Below are 15223 nucleotides of genomic sequence, written 5' to 3' on the forward strand. Positions count from 1 at the left end.
GGAGTGGCAGATGAGCACGGTGCGCAGGCTGGTCGTCGAGGCCGACGGCGGATCCCGGGGCAATCCGGGCCCGGCCGGCTACGGCGCCGTGGTCCGTGACGCCGCGGACGGGACGGTGCTCGCCGAGCGGGCCGCGTCGATCGGGCATGCCACGAACAACGTCGCCGAGTACTCGGGCCTCATCGCCGGGCTGCGGGCCGCCGCCGAGATCGCCCCGGACGCCGAGGTGGAAGCCCGGCTGGACTCCAAGCTCGTCGTCGAGCAGATGAGCGGCCGCTGGAAGATCAAGCACCCGGCGATGCGCCCCCTGGCCGACGAGGCGACCGCGCTCGCCCGCACCTTCCCCGCCGTGCGCTACCAGTGGGTGCCCCGCGCCCGCAACGCCGACGCCGATCGCCTCGCCAACGAGGCGATGGACGCCGCCGCGGCCGGGCGGAGCTGGGAGCCGTCGGTCCCACAGTCACCGGATCCGGCGCCGCACCGCGCCCCCACCACCCACCGGCTTTCCGGCTGGATGGCTCCGCCCGCCCCACCGACGACGACGGTGCTGCTGCGCCACGGCCAGACCCCGCTGTCGGTGGACAAGCGGTTCAGCGGGACGGTGGAGGCGTCGCTGACCGACCTGGGGATGAGCCAGGCCGCCGCGGTCGCCGACCGGCTGCGCGACGAACCGTTCGACCTGATCGTCAGCTCGCCGCTGAAGCGGGCCCGGCAGACCGCCGAGGCGCTGGGCCGCGACTATGTCGTCGACGACGACCTGCGGGAGACCAGCTTCGGCGCCTGGGAGGGGATGACCTTCGGCGAGGTGCGCGAGCGCTTCCCTGACGAGCTCAACGCCTGGCTCGCCGACCCGAACGTGCCGCCGCCCGGCGGGGAGAGCCTGATCTCGACGGTGACCCGGGTGACCCGGGCCCGCGACCGGCTGCTCGCCGAGCAGCCCGGCAAGCGGATCCTCGTCGTCTCGCACGTCACGCCGATCAAGGGATTGACCCAGCTCGCACTGGCCGCCGAGCCGACCGTCCTGTACCGCCTGCACCTGGACCTGGTCTCGCTGACCACGATCGACTGGTACTCCGACGGCCCCGCCGTGCTGCGCGGCTTCAACGACACCCACCACTCCGTGAACCTGACCACCTACGGCGAGTAGTCACCGCAGGTCTGCTGGTGGGCTGCCTGCCAGGCCAGGCGGGCAGCCCACCAGGCAGCCCGATCGCGGGTGCCGACGTCAAAGACGGGGCGGTCGGCGAGGGGCCGGGCGAGGGCGACGCCGATCCACCATCGCCGTTGAACTCCACCGTGGCGGGCGCTCCGGCCATGAGCCGTACCAGGCACCTTCCTGATGCGGATCGGTCGTGGTGGCTGTTGCCGGTCGATGCCGACGCGGACGCGCACCTCGATCCGGTCGCCGAATTCCGCGACGTCGACGCCGGCCGGGATCTCGCCGCGGTTCGTGGCGACGCACAACCGGAGTTCACGTCCGTCGTGACTGACCCGTGCGCGGTCGACGGTAGTCTCCCAGGGTTGAAAGGCGGTCGGGTCGCACGGGAGGGTGGCGAGCCGCGCGAGGAGACGCCGGATGAGCCATTCCGGTGCGATGGCCGGCTCGAGGAGCGTGCCGCCCGGCTGGCGGATGGTGGGATCTTCGTTGGGCGAGGGGAGATGGTCGAAGACCCGTCCCGGGCGGAACTGATCGGCTATCTGCGGGCGTGCTGTGAGAAGTGCCGGCCCGGTGGGCTGATCGTGCTTGTCCTGGTCGAGTGCGACCGGCCAGGCGGCCCAGGAGGAGGAGTCGGCCGCGTCTTCGTCGAACACGAAGCTGGTGGCCGGAGGAATCTGAGCGGAGATGAGAAACGCCTCTGCCCGGATCGGCGCCGGTCCGCCGTCGGCTGCGGTGAACGACCAGGTCACGAACCACGGCGGCGGGTCGATCGACGCCTCCAGACGTCTCCCTGCGCCCACCCCATCACCGTCCCGCTTCCAGCCCGTGATTATTGCGATCGGAGTGCGTCCGCCGCTGCCGTAATCTGTTCTCTCGTGGGCGCCACATACGTGAAGTCTCGGCCGCGGAGGTACTCGAGGAACTCCGGTTCGGGTGGAAGATCGTGCGCTTCCAGGTAGTAGGCGACGGAGGCGTCCCAGATCCAGAATCCATCCGTCAGGAGTGCCATGGGCACCTGCTTCGGTCGGGCCGGGTCGAGCTGGTCGACGTCGAGGCCGGCGGCCCGTAGGATGACTGCCGCGTGTCGCAGGTAGGCCAGAACCTCGCTGCGTTCGCGACCGGGGGGCAGCTCTGGGCGGTCGGTTATGAAGGGGGTGCCGTCCGCTGTGCCATCGAAGACCTTGGCCATCTTCAGATCACCGATAATCTGGGGCATTGCCATCACCTTTGGTTGTCGGGTGGAAATCGATCCAATGGCCGTCGTGTGGTCGGGTTGCCACCAGGATTCCGAACTCGTTCCGTCGCCTTGACGTCGTGACGACATTACCTCTCTCGTCGTTAAAGGCGAGTTCGGTCGGTGCGGTCACGGTGACGCCGAGTTCGTCGGCGACCTTCTGGGCGACGGGGTCGTCGCCCTGTCCAGTCTCGCAGGACACCAGCCGCACCGGTCGGCCGCGCCAGTTCTCGTCCGCGCGGATGAGCGCGCTGAGCTGCCGGGCGTCGAGTCGTGTCCGGCCGACCCGGAATTCCGAGGGGGTACCGTGCAGGTCGGCGGTGTACTGACCCGGGGCCGGTCTAGCTTCCGCAGCGGTTGTGCGCATCTCCACGTCGGACTTCTCGTAGAAGGCCCGTCCGTCGGTGGTCGGCAGGCTGTCCCGCCAGATCCGGGTCAGCTTCCAGCCGAGCCTTTCCGGTCCGTCCGACCCATCCCGCTTTCTGGCTGTCGCGTCCCGGCCCACGTCCCCGGCCGGATCATCACGGGTAGCGTCGTCAAGCAGTGCCAGCTTGCGTTCCAGCGGTGAAAGGCGGGTCTCGGGCTCGACCGCCGTCCGGCGATCGGCCGGCTGCGGCCGATCATCCGACAGTGCGCGACGTTCCAGCGCATCCAGCTTCGACTCGATTCTCGACCGCTCGGTAGGCCCCGAGGGACGGTCGACGCGCGGCTCTCCGGACTGGTCTGGTACCGGCGACCGCTCGGGAGTCGCCGCCGGCCGCTCGATAGACATCGCCACCCAAAGTAGCAGTGCTGCCACATGCATGTCGCGAACCGTCCGTGAGCGGGCTTGTCTGCTGATGGGACGGATATACGTTATGGTAGGCGGCTGGTCTCGTTCCGGGACCGGTTTCGCGGCTTGAACACGTGGGGGCGTGGTGGACGGCGCGTTGCACGCACAGATCGTGAAGCTGGCTCAGGCGTCCCAGAACTTCGGGTTCCTGCTCGAGCACGAGCCGCTGCTCGTCCTGTTCGGGGTGAGCGCGGAGTCCTACATCTATCCCGATCCGAACACGTCCCTGATGAAGGCGCGTCAGTTCGCAGAGACGCTGGCCGCGCGCATGGTCGCAGAGACCGAGACGCGGGTGCGCGGGGACCGGCAGGTGGACCGCCTCGCCGCGCTGGCCAGGTCCGGTCTGTTGGACAGTCGGATCAAGCGCGCGTTCGACGCCGTTCGCCGCGCCGGCAACGAAGCAGTGCACGGCTACTTCGGCGAGGTTCGGGTAGCGCTCGCCATGGTGGGCCACTGCTTCGAGCTCGGCGTGTGGTTCCACCGCTTCCTCACCGAGGACCGCAGCGTCATCGCCTTCGTCCCGCCCGCCCCGCCGGAATCGGGCACCGCGGCGTCGTCCGCTGTCGACGCCGACGAGCTGCGCCAGCTGCGGGAGGAGCTGGCGGCCTATCGGGACCGGCTCGCCCAGACGAAGGTCCGCCTCGACGGACGCCTGGATGAACTGGCGGCCGAGCAGGCGGCGCGAACCGAGGCCGAGCAGGCCGCCGAGCGCGCCCGATCGGAGGCACAGGCGCTGCACGAGACCGTCGCCGAGCTGCACCGGCGCATCTCAGCGCTGGTGGCGGACTCCCCGCGGCAGACGACCCTGACGCCGGCAACCGTAGCGACCGAGTCGGCCGACGCCGACGCGATGGCGGTCCGCGAGGTGCTGTCCGTCGAGGCGGGCATCGGGCTACCCGGGATGCAGCCGCGGTCGACGAATGCGGACCAGCGTGAGGCGCTTATCGAGCGGGCCCGGGTGGCCGCCCGCGAACCGCGTACGGAGGTGCAGGTCCGGGCCGAGATCGATCGGATGCTGCAGGCCGCCGGCTGGGTCGTCCAGAACGTGTCCGCGCTGAACTTGTTCGTGGGGGGTGGAGGTGTCGCGGTCCGGGAGGGACGCACTGCCTCCGGCCCGGCCGACTACCTGCTGTACGTCGATCAGGCACTCGTCGGCGTGATCGAGGCGAAGCGGGAAGGCACCACGCTGACACAGGTCGAGGGCCAGTCCGCCCGGTACGCCGGCACGCTGACCAAGGAACAGCAGATGGCTACCTGGCGCTCCCCGTTGCCCTTCCGGTACGAGTCGACGGCGATCGAGACGCAGTTCACCAACGTCCTTGATCCCGTGCCGAGATCCCGGCGCGTATTTTCCTTTCACCAGCCGGCGACGCTGGCTCGCTGGATGCGGGAGGCTGACGAGGACCCGGACCACCCGACCCTGCGGGCCCGGCTCGCCGCGCTGCCGGCGACGTTTCCGCTGGCCACTGCGTCCCTGCGGCCGGCTCAGGTCGACGCCGTCACCGGATTGGAGCGTTCGCTGGCCACCGGTCGGCCACGGGCGCTCATCCAGATGGCGACCGGCGCGGGCAAGACGTACGCGGCGGTGACGACGAGCGCCCGCCTGCTGCGCCATGCGCGGGCCCGGCGCGTGCTGTTCCTCGTCGACCGCAACAACCTGGGCCGTCAGGCGCGCACCGAGTTCGGCGGCTACATGGTCCCGGACGATGGTCGCCGCTTCACCGACCTCTACAACGCCGAGATCCTGGCCGGCTCCGGGGTGGCCGACTCCTGGCAGGTCGTCATCTCGACGGTGCAGCGGCTGTACGCGGTGCTGTCGGGCCGCAGCGTGCCGGATGCCGACACCGACGACCCGGACCTCGACGACGGGATGGAGGCGTCGGGCGACGAGGATGTCGAGCCGGCCGCCGTCACCTACAGTGCCGCGCTACCGCCGGAGACGTTCGACCTCATCATCATCGACGAGTGCCACCGCTCCATCTACGGGAAGTGGCGGGCGGTGCTGGAGTACTTCGACGCCTTCCAGACCGGGCTGACCGCCACCCCGACGAAGCAGACCCTGGGCTACTTCCAGCGGAACGTGGTCAGCGAGTACTCCAATCAACAGGCGGTCGCGGACGGCGTGAACGTCGACTTCGACGTCTACCGCATCCGCACGAAGCACGGCGAGCAGGGCGACACCATCGAGGCCGGCATCACCGTGCCGCGCCGCGACCGGCGGACCCGGGAGCAGCGCTACGAGGAGCTCGACGACGACTTCAGCTACAGCCCGGACCAGCTCGGCCGGACCGTCATCAGCGAGGGGAACCTCGACCTGGTGCTCGCGACGTTCCGGGACCGGCTGTTCACCGAGATTTTCCCGGGGCGTACCGAGGTGCCGAAGACGCTGGTGTTCGCCCGCGATGACAACCACGCCGACGAGATCGTCCGCCGGATCCGCGAGGTCTTCAACCGCGGCAACGAGTTCGCCGTGAAGATCACCTATTCGGTGCGCAACACCGACGAGCTGCTGGCATCGTTCCGTAACTCGGCGGAGTTGCGTGTCGCTGTCACCGTCGACATGATCTCCACCGGTACGGATGTGCGCCCGCTGGAATGCCTGCTGTTCCTGCGCAACCCGAAAAGCCCGGTCGCCTTCGAACAGATGAAGGGTCGCGGGGCGCGGACCATCGACCCGGCGGAGTTTCAGAGTGTCACGCCGGATGCGCGAACCAAGGATCGTTTCGTGCTCGTCGACGCGATCGGCGTCGTCGACACGAAACGGGTCGACGCGGCCCCGCTGGCCCGGCACACCGAACGGCAGATCAGCCTGGAGGCGCTGCTGCGCAAGGCCGGCAGCCTGGAGATCACCGCCGACGAGACGGCGACGCTCGCCTCCCGTCTCGCCCGTCTCGATCAGCGGCTCACCGCGGAGGAACGCACGGAGTTGGAGACTCTCGCGAAAATGCCGCTCGCAGAGGTGGTCGGCAGCCTGGTTCGGGCCGCCGATCCGGACCTGCTCGCCGACGCGGAGAGGAAGGGCCCGACGGAGGTACGGAAGCTGGTCGTTGCCGCGGTCCGCCCGCTCGCTGCGAACCCGGATCTGCGCGCCCGGCTGCTGGAGATCCGCCGCGCCCACGAGATCACCATCGACGAGGTGAACACCGACGTCCTGCTCTCCGCGGGTGGCGTCGACCGGTCCGAGCTGGCCCGCGACCAGGTGACCTCCTGGCGGGCGTACCTGAAGGCTAACCATGACGAGATCGCCCTGATCGAGGCGGCCTACGAGCACGGCGGCGACCCGCGGTCGGTGTACATCCGGCTCAAAGAACTGGCCGCGCGGATCGCCCGGCCACCGCACCTGTGGTCTCCGCTCAGCCTGTGGCACTCGTACCAGGTCCTCGGGCTCGCGCCCGAGGCACCGGGGGTAAGTTACGGAACGTTGGATCTGATCGGCCTGATCCGCTACGAGCTGGGCATCGAGGAGCAGCCGCGGCCACATCGGGCGGTGGTTGACGAGCGGTTTGCCTCCTGGCTCGCCGCCCAGCGGCAGGCCGGCGTGACGTTCACGGCCGACCAGGAATGGTGGCTGGAGAGGATCAAGGACATCGTGGTGAGTTCGGCGACCTTCAACGACAGCGACCTCGACGAGTCGCCCTTCACCCAGAACGGTGGCACCGACGGCTTCCTCGCCGCCTTCGGCAACGACCGTGCCGAGACCGTCCTCACCACCCTCCGCACCGCCCTCACCGCATGACCAACCTCCCCCTCGGCTGGGAATGGGCTTGCCTCGAAGATCTTCTTGCGGTGGAGTCGAGGGCTATCACTGACGGACCTTTTGGCTCGAATCTAGCCTCTCGCCATTACACTGCCTCGGGTGTCAGGGTAATTCGACTGCAGAACATCGGTGATGGAATCTTCAATGACGAAGATCGAGCCTATATCGCCGATGATCATTTTGAATCTCTGCGCGCGCATGAGGTGTGTGCAGGAGATCTCATAGTCGCTTCGCTGGGCGACAATCTTCCTCGCGTTTGTATTATGCCGAAGTTCGATGTATCGGCGATCGTGAAGGCTGATTGCATTCGTGTTCGTCCTCACCACTCCATCGATCCGCATTGGCTGCTCTACTTTTTGAGTGCGCCACAGTCTCGAAGCTACGCGGCTTCCAGGATTAGAGGGGTTGGTCGGCCTCGTCTGGGTCTCGGAGAGTTGCGGCGTATGCCCCTACCGGTCCCACCGTTGGCCGAACAGCGCCGCATCGTTACCGTCCTCGATGAATATTTGCCGCGACTTGCGAAGGCTGCTGACTCGCTTGGTCGTGTCAACATCCGCAGCCGAGATCTTGCGCTTTCGATAATCTCAAGCGCCGTGGAGGGGCGGCTCGTGAAGCACTCCACCTCATGTATATCTTCCAGTGAGGAAATTGCCGCTAAGCTGGCTAGGCAACGCGAGGTTTCTTGGGCTGCGGCGCGAAGATCAAATTATAATTCTCCCGTAGCTCCGAATATAGAGCCGCCCCCGTCGATCCCGCGCGGATGGGCTCTTGTCAGTCTTGAGGCGGCAACTGACCCCATCAGAACTATTCGTTATGGTATCCTAAAGCCAAATTCTCCCGGCGTGCGAGAAGTTCCATACGTCGAAGTTCGGGATTTGTCTGCGGGGTCTTTGGTTCGCGAATCTTTGAAGCGAACGTCGAAGGAGATGGACACCCAATTCCCGGGTTCAAGGTTGCGAGCCGGTGATGTTGTGATGGCTATCAGAGGCTCATATGAACGCTCCGCGGTTATATCTTCCGATTTGACCGGCGTAAATATTAGTCGCGATGTTGCTCGAATTTCTCCGCTGCCCGACCTGGCTTCCGATTATCTGCATCTCTATCTGCAGGGCCGCTTTAGCCGCCAGTATTTCGCGCGCCACGCGAGAGGGGTTGCGGTTAAAGGGGTAAATATTTCGGCGATAAGAGCACTTCCAGTAGTGATACCGCCGATTGTAGTGCAACGGGAGATTGTTCGAGAAGTAGAGCGTTGTCTGTCGGTGGTGGAAATCTGGAAAAATTCGACTGCTATAGTTGATGCTCGGTCTCGACGCTTGCGAGGCGCATTACTGGCGGAGGCATTTGCGGGGCGGTTGGTGACGCAGGATCCGGGGGATGAGCCGGCATCGATGCTATTGGCGCAGATCCAAGGAGAGCGCGCCGGTATGGCGAAGGTGCCACCAAGGCGGCGGACTCCAAAGTCGGCTGGGGCCGGCCCGGCTACAGTCCGACCGGCCAGAGGTTGGGACTCCGTCGCTGCCGCATCCGTGCCGATGCTGCCGCTTGGCGACATGGGCATAGATCAAGATAAGGACGTGCTGGGGTGAGCGCGGACGCACGGCGGTTGGTTGCGAAGCTGTGGAAATACTGCGATGTGCTGCGGGATGACGGTGTCTCCACGATCGACTACGTCGAGCAGCTTACTTACCTGTTGTTTCTGAAGATGGCGCACGAGCGGGCCGAACGCAAGCTGAATCCGGACATCGCTCTGAGGCCGGTTGCGGCGCGGTGGCAGAAGCTGCTCGACTACGACGGCGACGATCTGGAGGTCGAGTACCGGCATACACTGGAGGAGCTTGCCAAGGAATCGGGCATGCTCGGGGTGATCTTCCGGAAGGCGCAGAACCGCATTCAGGATCCGGCCAAGCTGAAGCGGCTCATCGTGGATCTGATCGAAAAGGAGCAGTGGTCTTCGACCGGTGTCGACGTCAAGGGTGATGCCTACGAGGAGCTGCTGGCTAAAAGCGCCGAGGACATCAAGTCCGGCGCGGGGCAGTACTTCACCCCGCGGGCGCTGACCGCGGCCATGGTCGACTGCCTCCAGCCACTGCCCGGCGACACCGTCTACGACCCGGCGTGTGGCACCGGCGGCTTCCTCCTGGCCGCCGCCGACTACATCCAGCGCCATCACGGCGCCGACATGACGCCGGAGCAGCGCAGCGCCTTCAGCCGGGGGGCGATCAAGGGCACGGAGCTGGTCGACGGTACCGCCCGGCTCGCCGCGATGAACATGATCCTGCATGGCATCGGCCAGCCCAACGGCAACACGCTCATCGACGTCGGGGACGCGCTTGCCGGGCGGTACGGGGGCAACCCGACGGTCATCCTCGCCAACCCGCCGTTCGGGAAAAAGTCGTCGATCACGGTGATCGGGGAAGATGGCCGCGCCGGCCGGGACGACATTGCCTACAGTCGAACGGATTTCTGGACGACGACGACGAACAAGCAGCTCAACTTCGTGCAGCACATCGCGACGTCGCTGGACGTGAACGGTCGGGCGGCCGTCGTCGTCCCCGACAATGTCCTGTTCGAAGGCGGCGCGGGGGAGACTGTCCGCCGCCGGCTGCTGCTTGACTACGACGTCCACACCCTGTTGCGCCTGCCCACTGGCATCTTCTACGCCGGCGGGGTCAAAGCGAACGTGCTGTTCTTCGACAAGCGCCGAGCCCGGCCGGGCACGCCGTGGACGACGACGATGTGGGTCTACGACCTGCGGGTCGGCCAGCATTTCACACTCAAGCAGAACCCGCTGCGCCGAGAGCACCTTGACGACTTCGTCGCCTGCTACCGGCCTGGGGAACCGCGGAAGACCCGGGTCGAGTCCGAGCGGTTCCGTCCGTTCACCTACGACGAGCTGGTCGCCCGGGACAAGGCGAACCTCGACATCACCTGGCTACGCGACCCGAGCCTCGACGACGCTGACAGCCTGCTGCCTCCCGACGTCATCGCCCGGGAGATCGTCGAGGATCTCGAAGCCGCGCTGGCCGAGTTCGCCGCCATCGCCGAGTCCCTCGCCGCCGGTCCGCGCAGCGACGGTTCCGCGGAACCCGACGGCTCCGCGTCGGCCGACGACGCACCCGCGGTCGGGGAACTTCCCCTCTGACGAGTCCGGCGCACCCGCGCAGCGACGTCATGCGTTCGCGGGTGCGCTCGGCGCGGCGATGCGTCAGTCGGGTTCGTTCGCGCGCAGCACCGCCTCGGCCAGCTCGGCGAGCGAGCCCTCACCCGGCAGCGACCACCGCGCCGGCCCCTGCACGGAGACGGGGGAGCGCTTCCATCCCGCCTGCCGCCACATTTCCATGACCAGGCCGGACGGCGCGTATTGGTGGCCGTCCGCCGCCCAGACCAACGGCCTCGAGCGACTGGGTGTCCACGTCGCCTCGGCCCGCCGCGGATTGGCCGCCAACCAGCTTCCGATCGCGCGCTCCTCGGCCTTACTCGCGGTGGAGAACACCAGCCGTGCGCCGTTTCCGATCCTGTTCGCGTCGACCAGGACCCCCACCGAGTTCGGCCGGCGGCTACGCCGTTCCGCCTTCGGCGGGCTGTAGGCGTCGGGCAGAGTCGGCTCCGGCTGGGGGCTTGCGATGTTGCGAAGCACCAGCTCGACCAGGGTCTTGCACCGCTCGGTGCTAGTCAGCGTGCTGCCGATGAAGGCGGTCTGGCTGAAGTGGACGTCGATGTGCAGGACGAGCCAACCGATCGTCTGCCGGACCAGCTCCGGCACGTCGGCGAGCCGGGCGGACCAGTCGACGTCAGGATCATCGACCCCGTCCAGGGTGATCTTGGCGAAGACGATGTGCGCGATCAGCAGGTCACCGTGCTCCGCGACCGCCTGCGCACGGCCGCGGCGGTCGTCGCGGCTGTCGAGGAGGCTTTGCTGCACCGCGCGCAGGGTCTGGACGCATCGCCAGATCCGCAGTGCCGACGGGCGGCGGCCGCCGAACAGCAGGGTGTAGGCGCCCTTCGGGTCGCGCTCCCACAGCAGGGCGGTGTCCTTCTTCGCCCGCACCGCCAGTTCGACATCGGGATATGCGCAGGCGAGGGCGATGGAGGCGTGCACGACGGAACAGCCGCCCTCGGGCGGCGGGTCGATCTCCCCTCGCTTGATGACATAGGTCTTGTCGAGGGTGAGGGCGAAGTCGTCCCGGATGTCGGTCTGCACCGGGTCCAGGACGACGAAGTCGCGCAGCTCGACGTCGTTCTGCGTGTTCGTCGTCTGGGTGATGGTGGTGGCGAGGCCGGTGGCCTCCTCCCGCACGACGATGACGCGGACGCCGACACGCGCTGCGGCGGCCGCCGGGTTCTTCTTCACCGCCTCGCTGATGGCGACGACGGTCTGCGCTCCGTTGACCACGCTCGCCCCGTCGATCGTCAGCCTGGCCGCGCCGTTCGGCGCACTCAGACTGAAGGGGGTTGAAAGCTGCTGTCTGTCGAGCGTCATCTAGCGTCTTTTGGCGTCGTATAGTGGCCAGGTGAACCTAAAGGAGTGGGCCGAGTCGCAGGGCGTGTCATACACGTCCGCGCGCCGCTGGCACCGCGAAGGCACACTCCCCGTCCCGACCCGCCGGGTCGGTCGGCTGATCCTCGTCGGCGACGTCGAGGCGCGGCCGGCACCGTCCGGTGTGACGGCGGTGTACGCCCGGGTGTCGTCCGCCGATCAGCGGCCGGACCTTGACCGGCAGGTCGCCCGGGTCACCACGTGGGCGGCCGGACAGAACCTGCCCGTCGGCAGAGTGGTGACCGAGGTCGGCTCCGCGTTGGACAGCCATCGCCGCGAGTTCCTCGCGCTGCTACGCGACCCGACGGTGGCGACGATCGTCGTCGAGCACCGGGACCGGTTCGCTCGGTTCGGCGCCGAGTACGTCGAGGCCGCGATGTCCGCGCAGGGACGCCGCCTGCTGGTCGTCGACCCGTCCGAGGTCGACGACGACCTCGTCCGCGACATCACCGAGGTCCTGACGTCGATGTGTGCCCGGCTCTACGGCCGGCGCGCCGCGGCGAACCGGGCCGCCCGCGCGGTCGCGGCGGCCACCGAGGATCCCTCGTGAGTCGGGTCCTGCAGGCGTACCGGTTCGCGCTCGACCCGAACAACGTCCAGGCCGCGAACCTCAACCGGCATGCCGGTGCCCGGCGCTATGCCTTCAACTGGGGCCTGGCGTTCGTGAAGGCCGCGCTGGGGCAGCGGGAGGCGGAGAAGTCCTACGGGCTGTCCGGTGATGATCTGACTCCGGTGCCGTGGACGCTGCCCGCGCTACGTCTGCGCTGGAACCAGATCAAGAACGGTATCGCCCCCTGGTGGGCCGGCTGCTCCAAGGAGGCGTTCTCCGCCGGGCTGGCGGATCTGGCCAACGCGCTGAAGAACTTCACCGACTCGAAGAAGGGCAAGTGCAAAGGCGGGAAGGTCGGCTTCCCGCGTTTCAAGAAGCGTGGCAAGGCCCGCGACTCGTTCCGCTACACCACCGGGTCCTACGGACCGTGCGGGGAGCTGCACGTCAAGCTGCCCCGGATCGGCCCGGTGAAGGTCCACGAGCCGATGGGGGCGCTGACCAGCCGGCTCGTGGACGGCCGGGCACGGCTGGGGGGTGCGACCGTGTCCCGGACCGCCGGCCGCTGGTTCGTGTCGTTCACGGTCGAGACCGAGCGGGAGATTCCGGACACCCCGTCGGCGCGGCAGGTCAGGGGCGGCGTTGTCGGGATCGATCTGGGCGTGAAGCACCTCGCGGTGCTCTCGACCGGCGAGAAGGTCCCGAACCCGAAGCATGCCGCCCGCGCGGAGAAGGAACTGCGCCGGACATCCCGGGCCTACGCACGGTCGCAGCCGGGCAGCAACGGCCGGGCGAAGCTCGCTGCCGAACTCGCGAAGCAGCACGCGCACACCGCCAACCAGCGGCGCGACGGGCTGCACAAGCTCACCACCGAACTGGCCAGAACCCATCGCACGGTGGTCATCGAGGACCTGAACGTCACCGGCATGGTCCGCAACCGGCATCTGGCCAAGGCGGTCTTCGACGTCGGCATGGGCGAGCTGCGCCGCCAGCTGGAGTACAAGTGCGGCCGGACCGTCCGCAACCCGAAGACCGGGACCGATGTGTACGTGCCCGGCTGGCACGGCGCGCACCTGCACGTCGCCGACCGATGGTACCCGTCGAGCAAGACCTGTTCCGGCTGTGGCTGGCGAAACCCAAGCCTGACCCTGTCGGACCGCACCTTCACCTGCAAACGCTGCGGACTGGTGATCGACCGTGATGAGAACGCGGCGATCAATCTCAGGCGGCTCGTCGACCGCGAGTACATCGGCGACGTTAAAACTGCTCGTGGAGCCGACCGTAAGACCAGTGCGCTAGCAGTACCGGCGCGACGGCAGGTGGCCGCGAAGCGGGAACCCGGCACCGCGCGAGCGGATCAGACCGGGGGTGCCTCGCCGAGAGGCGAGGCGGCATGAGAGCGCTATATGACGCTCACATGCAACGGTTGAAGGTGAGGCCGTCGCAGAGCACGGTGACGCCGTTGTTGTAGTACCAGAAGTTCTCGGGGGTCTTGAGCAGCGTCTCGATGATTCCACTGTTGATCTTTGTGATGCCGAGACTGGTGCGGATGTTCTTGCTGAACAGGAGGCTGCCGTGCTCGGCGTGCCAGTGGGCGATCTCCCCGGCCTACTCGTTGAAGCTCTTCACGGCGTCGTCGAACTTCCGCCGCACTTCCTGGGAGGGCTGTTGACTGCCCATCAGGACCACGCTCAAGGTGATGCGCCGGTTGGCGTCGCTGAGCACGGCACGTATGCGCTCGGCCAGCACCTGGAGCCGCTCGTTGAAGCGGTCGAACTCGTGCTGGTCGATCAGGCGGAGCCCTTCGAGGGTCTTGAGGGCCTCGCCGGAGTTCAGGCCGGCCTCGCCGCGGTCGCTCCACTTCGACTGGATCAACCAGAGCCTCGGCTCACCCGCGGCCACGGCGATGGCGTCGATACCGAAATCATCCCGCCCGTCGATGACCAGCTCGGCGGCGTCGGCCGTGTCGCACGCGGCCCGGTCCCGGGCGACCAGCGCGGCGAGCGCCCGGGACAGGAATTTCCGGCGGCGCTCGCCTGGGTCCGGGTGGGTGACGTCGGCTGTGTCGATGAGCCCCTCGAACTCGCGGGTCAGCGCGGACTGGACCGCGATGACGGCCCCGGGAATCGCCTTACCAGGCTTTCCGCTCATCCGACCGAACGCCCCCTTCGCCGCATCGTGCATGCAAGCTTACGGGGCGTCCCCTTTGCGGTACGCAGTAGTCCCGCTGCGGCGGACCGACCGCCGAGGCTGCCGCCTTGGCCGTCTACTCGACGGCGTGCGAGGGGCTTCGGGCCATATTCAGTCGTCGTCGGGGTGGTAGACCACTTGATATCCACCGNCCCTGACCCGTGGATCTCGGCCCGGGCGGCTGGCTGGCCGGGGAGGGCGGAGCCCCGGCCGGTCGACGATCCCCGGCCGGCTAGGCGTCGGTGAGTTCGCGGGCCTGCGTTCCAACCTCGCGGAACATCTGGTCCCAGTCCGGGGTCGAGCCACCGGTCGCGTGGACGGCCGCGCGTGTCGCCGCGAGCGTCTTGCGTAGGGCTTCTTCGAGAGTCGCGACATCCACGATCATCGTGACGTCGAGACGGCCCGTCTTCAGGTTGGTGCTGAGATCGGGGTCGATCACGTCATGAAGTTCGTACAGCGCGTCGGCCAGCCGGTCAGAAACCTCGTCAAGGTCGTCCAGCGGGCCGACTACCTGCAGCTCGATCAGCATCTGGTACTTCATCACGGGGCCTCCTCCCAGCATGTTCGGCTCTTCAGGTGTCCGCGGAGGTTCTTCTCGTAGCGCGGGTCGGATGGAGTGAGATGCACGGTGTGCTTGTGCTCTCCACACGGGCAGTAGATCTTGAAGTACTTTTTGCCCTTCTCGACTCTCCAGCTCTGACTCTCCGCCTGTCGGAGGAACGCCTCCAGCTCCTTGATCGGGTGCCTCGATCGTGGCATCCCGCCACCTCCGCATGAACTTACCTAGGTTCCCGGGCCGGCCGCAGCGCTACATGGGCAACTACACGACTGTAGTTCACTGTGTGTAGCTCTTTTGTGGCCTTGCGTGCGGAGATGGCAGTCTTGGCTCGCCATCGCGGCCGTCGACATTGCTGTTCGAAGGCGGGGCGGAAAGGATGCTCCGGCTCCCACCGACTTTGCCGCCGTC

13 protein-coding genes are annotated in these 15223 nt (G+C 67.4%); 6 read left to right on the forward strand and 7 right to left on the reverse strand.

Annotation, left to right across the window (positions count from 1 at the left end):
* Positions 1-10 precede the first annotated feature (10 nt).
* A complete protein-coding gene (locus FF36_RS04150; protein WP_044883623.1) occupies positions 11-1147 on the forward strand; it encodes a bifunctional RNase H/acid phosphatase in 1137 nt (378 codons plus the stop codon).
* On the opposite strand, the gene FF36_RS04155 is transcribed toward FF36_RS04150, so the two are convergent.
* Genes FF36_RS04155 through FF36_RS04165 form a run of 3 tightly spaced genes read right to left on the reverse strand, consistent with a single transcriptional unit; the run spans position 1135 to position 3198 of the window.
* Positions 1135-1959, reverse strand: coding sequence for a hypothetical protein (locus tag FF36_RS04155; protein WP_242422280.1), 825 nt, complete (start codon positions 1957-1959; stop codon positions 1135-1137). The two genes, FF36_RS04150 and FF36_RS04155, sit on opposite strands and share 13 nt — an antisense overlap.
* Positions 1960-1988: 29 nt before the next feature.
* Entirely contained in the window at positions 1989-2375 is a 387-nt protein-coding gene (locus FF36_RS04160; RefSeq protein WP_044883625.1) for a hypothetical protein, read from the reverse strand.
* A complete protein-coding gene (locus tag FF36_RS04165; protein ID WP_242422281.1) occupies positions 2356-3198 on the reverse strand; it encodes a hypothetical protein in 843 nt (280 codons plus the stop codon). The genes FF36_RS04160 and FF36_RS04165 overlap by 20 nt, the downstream gene beginning before the upstream one ends.
* A 124-nt stretch (positions 3199-3322) precedes the next feature.
* On the opposite strand from FF36_RS04165, the gene FF36_RS04170 reads away from it, so the two are divergent.
* Genes FF36_RS04170 through FF36_RS04175 form a run of 3 tightly spaced genes read left to right on the forward strand, consistent with a single transcriptional unit; the run spans position 3323 to position 10124 of the window.
* Positions 3323-6961: a DEAD/DEAH box helicase family protein gene (locus FF36_RS04170; protein ID WP_082121669.1), complete on the forward strand. Its 3639-nt coding sequence runs from the start codon at positions 3323-3325 to the stop codon at positions 6959-6961.
* Positions 6958-8568 (forward strand): restriction endonuclease subunit S, encoded by a 1611-nt coding sequence (locus tag FF36_RS32375; protein WP_082121660.1) that lies wholly within the window; start codon positions 6958-6960, stop codon positions 8566-8568. The genes FF36_RS04170 and FF36_RS32375 overlap by 4 nt, the downstream gene beginning before the upstream one ends.
* Entirely contained in the window at positions 8565-10124 is a 1560-nt protein-coding gene (locus tag FF36_RS04175) for a type I restriction-modification system subunit M (protein ID WP_044883626.1), read from the forward strand. The genes FF36_RS32375 and FF36_RS04175 overlap by 4 nt, the downstream gene beginning before the upstream one ends.
* A gap of 63 nt (positions 10125-10187) precedes the next feature.
* Here FF36_RS04175 and FF36_RS04180 read toward each other — a convergent pair whose 3' ends face one another.
* The gene (locus FF36_RS04180) at positions 10188-11462 is read right to left on the reverse strand and encodes an AIPR family protein (RefSeq protein ID WP_082121661.1); all 1275 of its coding nucleotides are present in this window, start codon (positions 11460-11462) and stop codon (positions 10188-10190) included.
* A gap of 31 nt (positions 11463-11493) precedes the next feature.
* On the opposite strand from FF36_RS04180, the gene FF36_RS04185 reads away from it, so the two are divergent.
* Positions 11494-12069 (forward strand): IS607 family transposase, encoded by a 576-nt coding sequence (locus FF36_RS04185; RefSeq protein WP_044883627.1) that lies wholly within the window; start codon positions 11494-11496, stop codon positions 12067-12069.
* On the forward strand, positions 12066-13463 hold the full coding sequence (tnpB, locus tag FF36_RS04190) for an IS607 family element RNA-guided endonuclease TnpB (RefSeq protein WP_044883628.1): 1398 nt from the start codon (positions 12066-12068) through the stop codon (positions 13461-13463). Before FF36_RS04185 ends, tnpB begins: the two co-directional genes overlap by 4 nt.
* A 16-nt stretch (positions 13464-13479) precedes the next feature.
* Here tnpB and FF36_RS40650 read toward each other — a convergent pair whose 3' ends face one another.
* The 3 genes from FF36_RS40650 to FF36_RS04200 form a co-directional block, all read right to left on the reverse strand.
* Entirely contained in the window at positions 13480-13665 is a 186-nt protein-coding gene (locus FF36_RS40650; protein WP_082121671.1) for an AIPR family protein, read from the reverse strand.
* Between the two features lie 9 nt (positions 13666-13674).
* Complete coding sequence (locus FF36_RS04195; RefSeq protein ID WP_055864513.1) at positions 13675-14217, reverse strand: hypothetical protein; 543 nt, start codon at positions 14215-14217, stop codon at positions 13675-13677.
* A 271-nt stretch (positions 14218-14488) separates the two neighbouring features.
* Positions 14489-14785 (reverse strand): hypothetical protein, encoded by a 297-nt coding sequence (locus tag FF36_RS04200; protein WP_128423257.1) that lies wholly within the window; start codon positions 14783-14785, stop codon positions 14489-14491.
* Positions 14786-15223 lie beyond the last annotated feature (438 nt).

Origin of the sequence: Frankia torreyi (assembly GCF_000948395.1) — a bacterium.
Classification (GTDB): domain Bacteria; phylum Actinomycetota; class Actinomycetes; order Frankiales; family Frankiaceae; genus Frankia; species Frankia torreyi.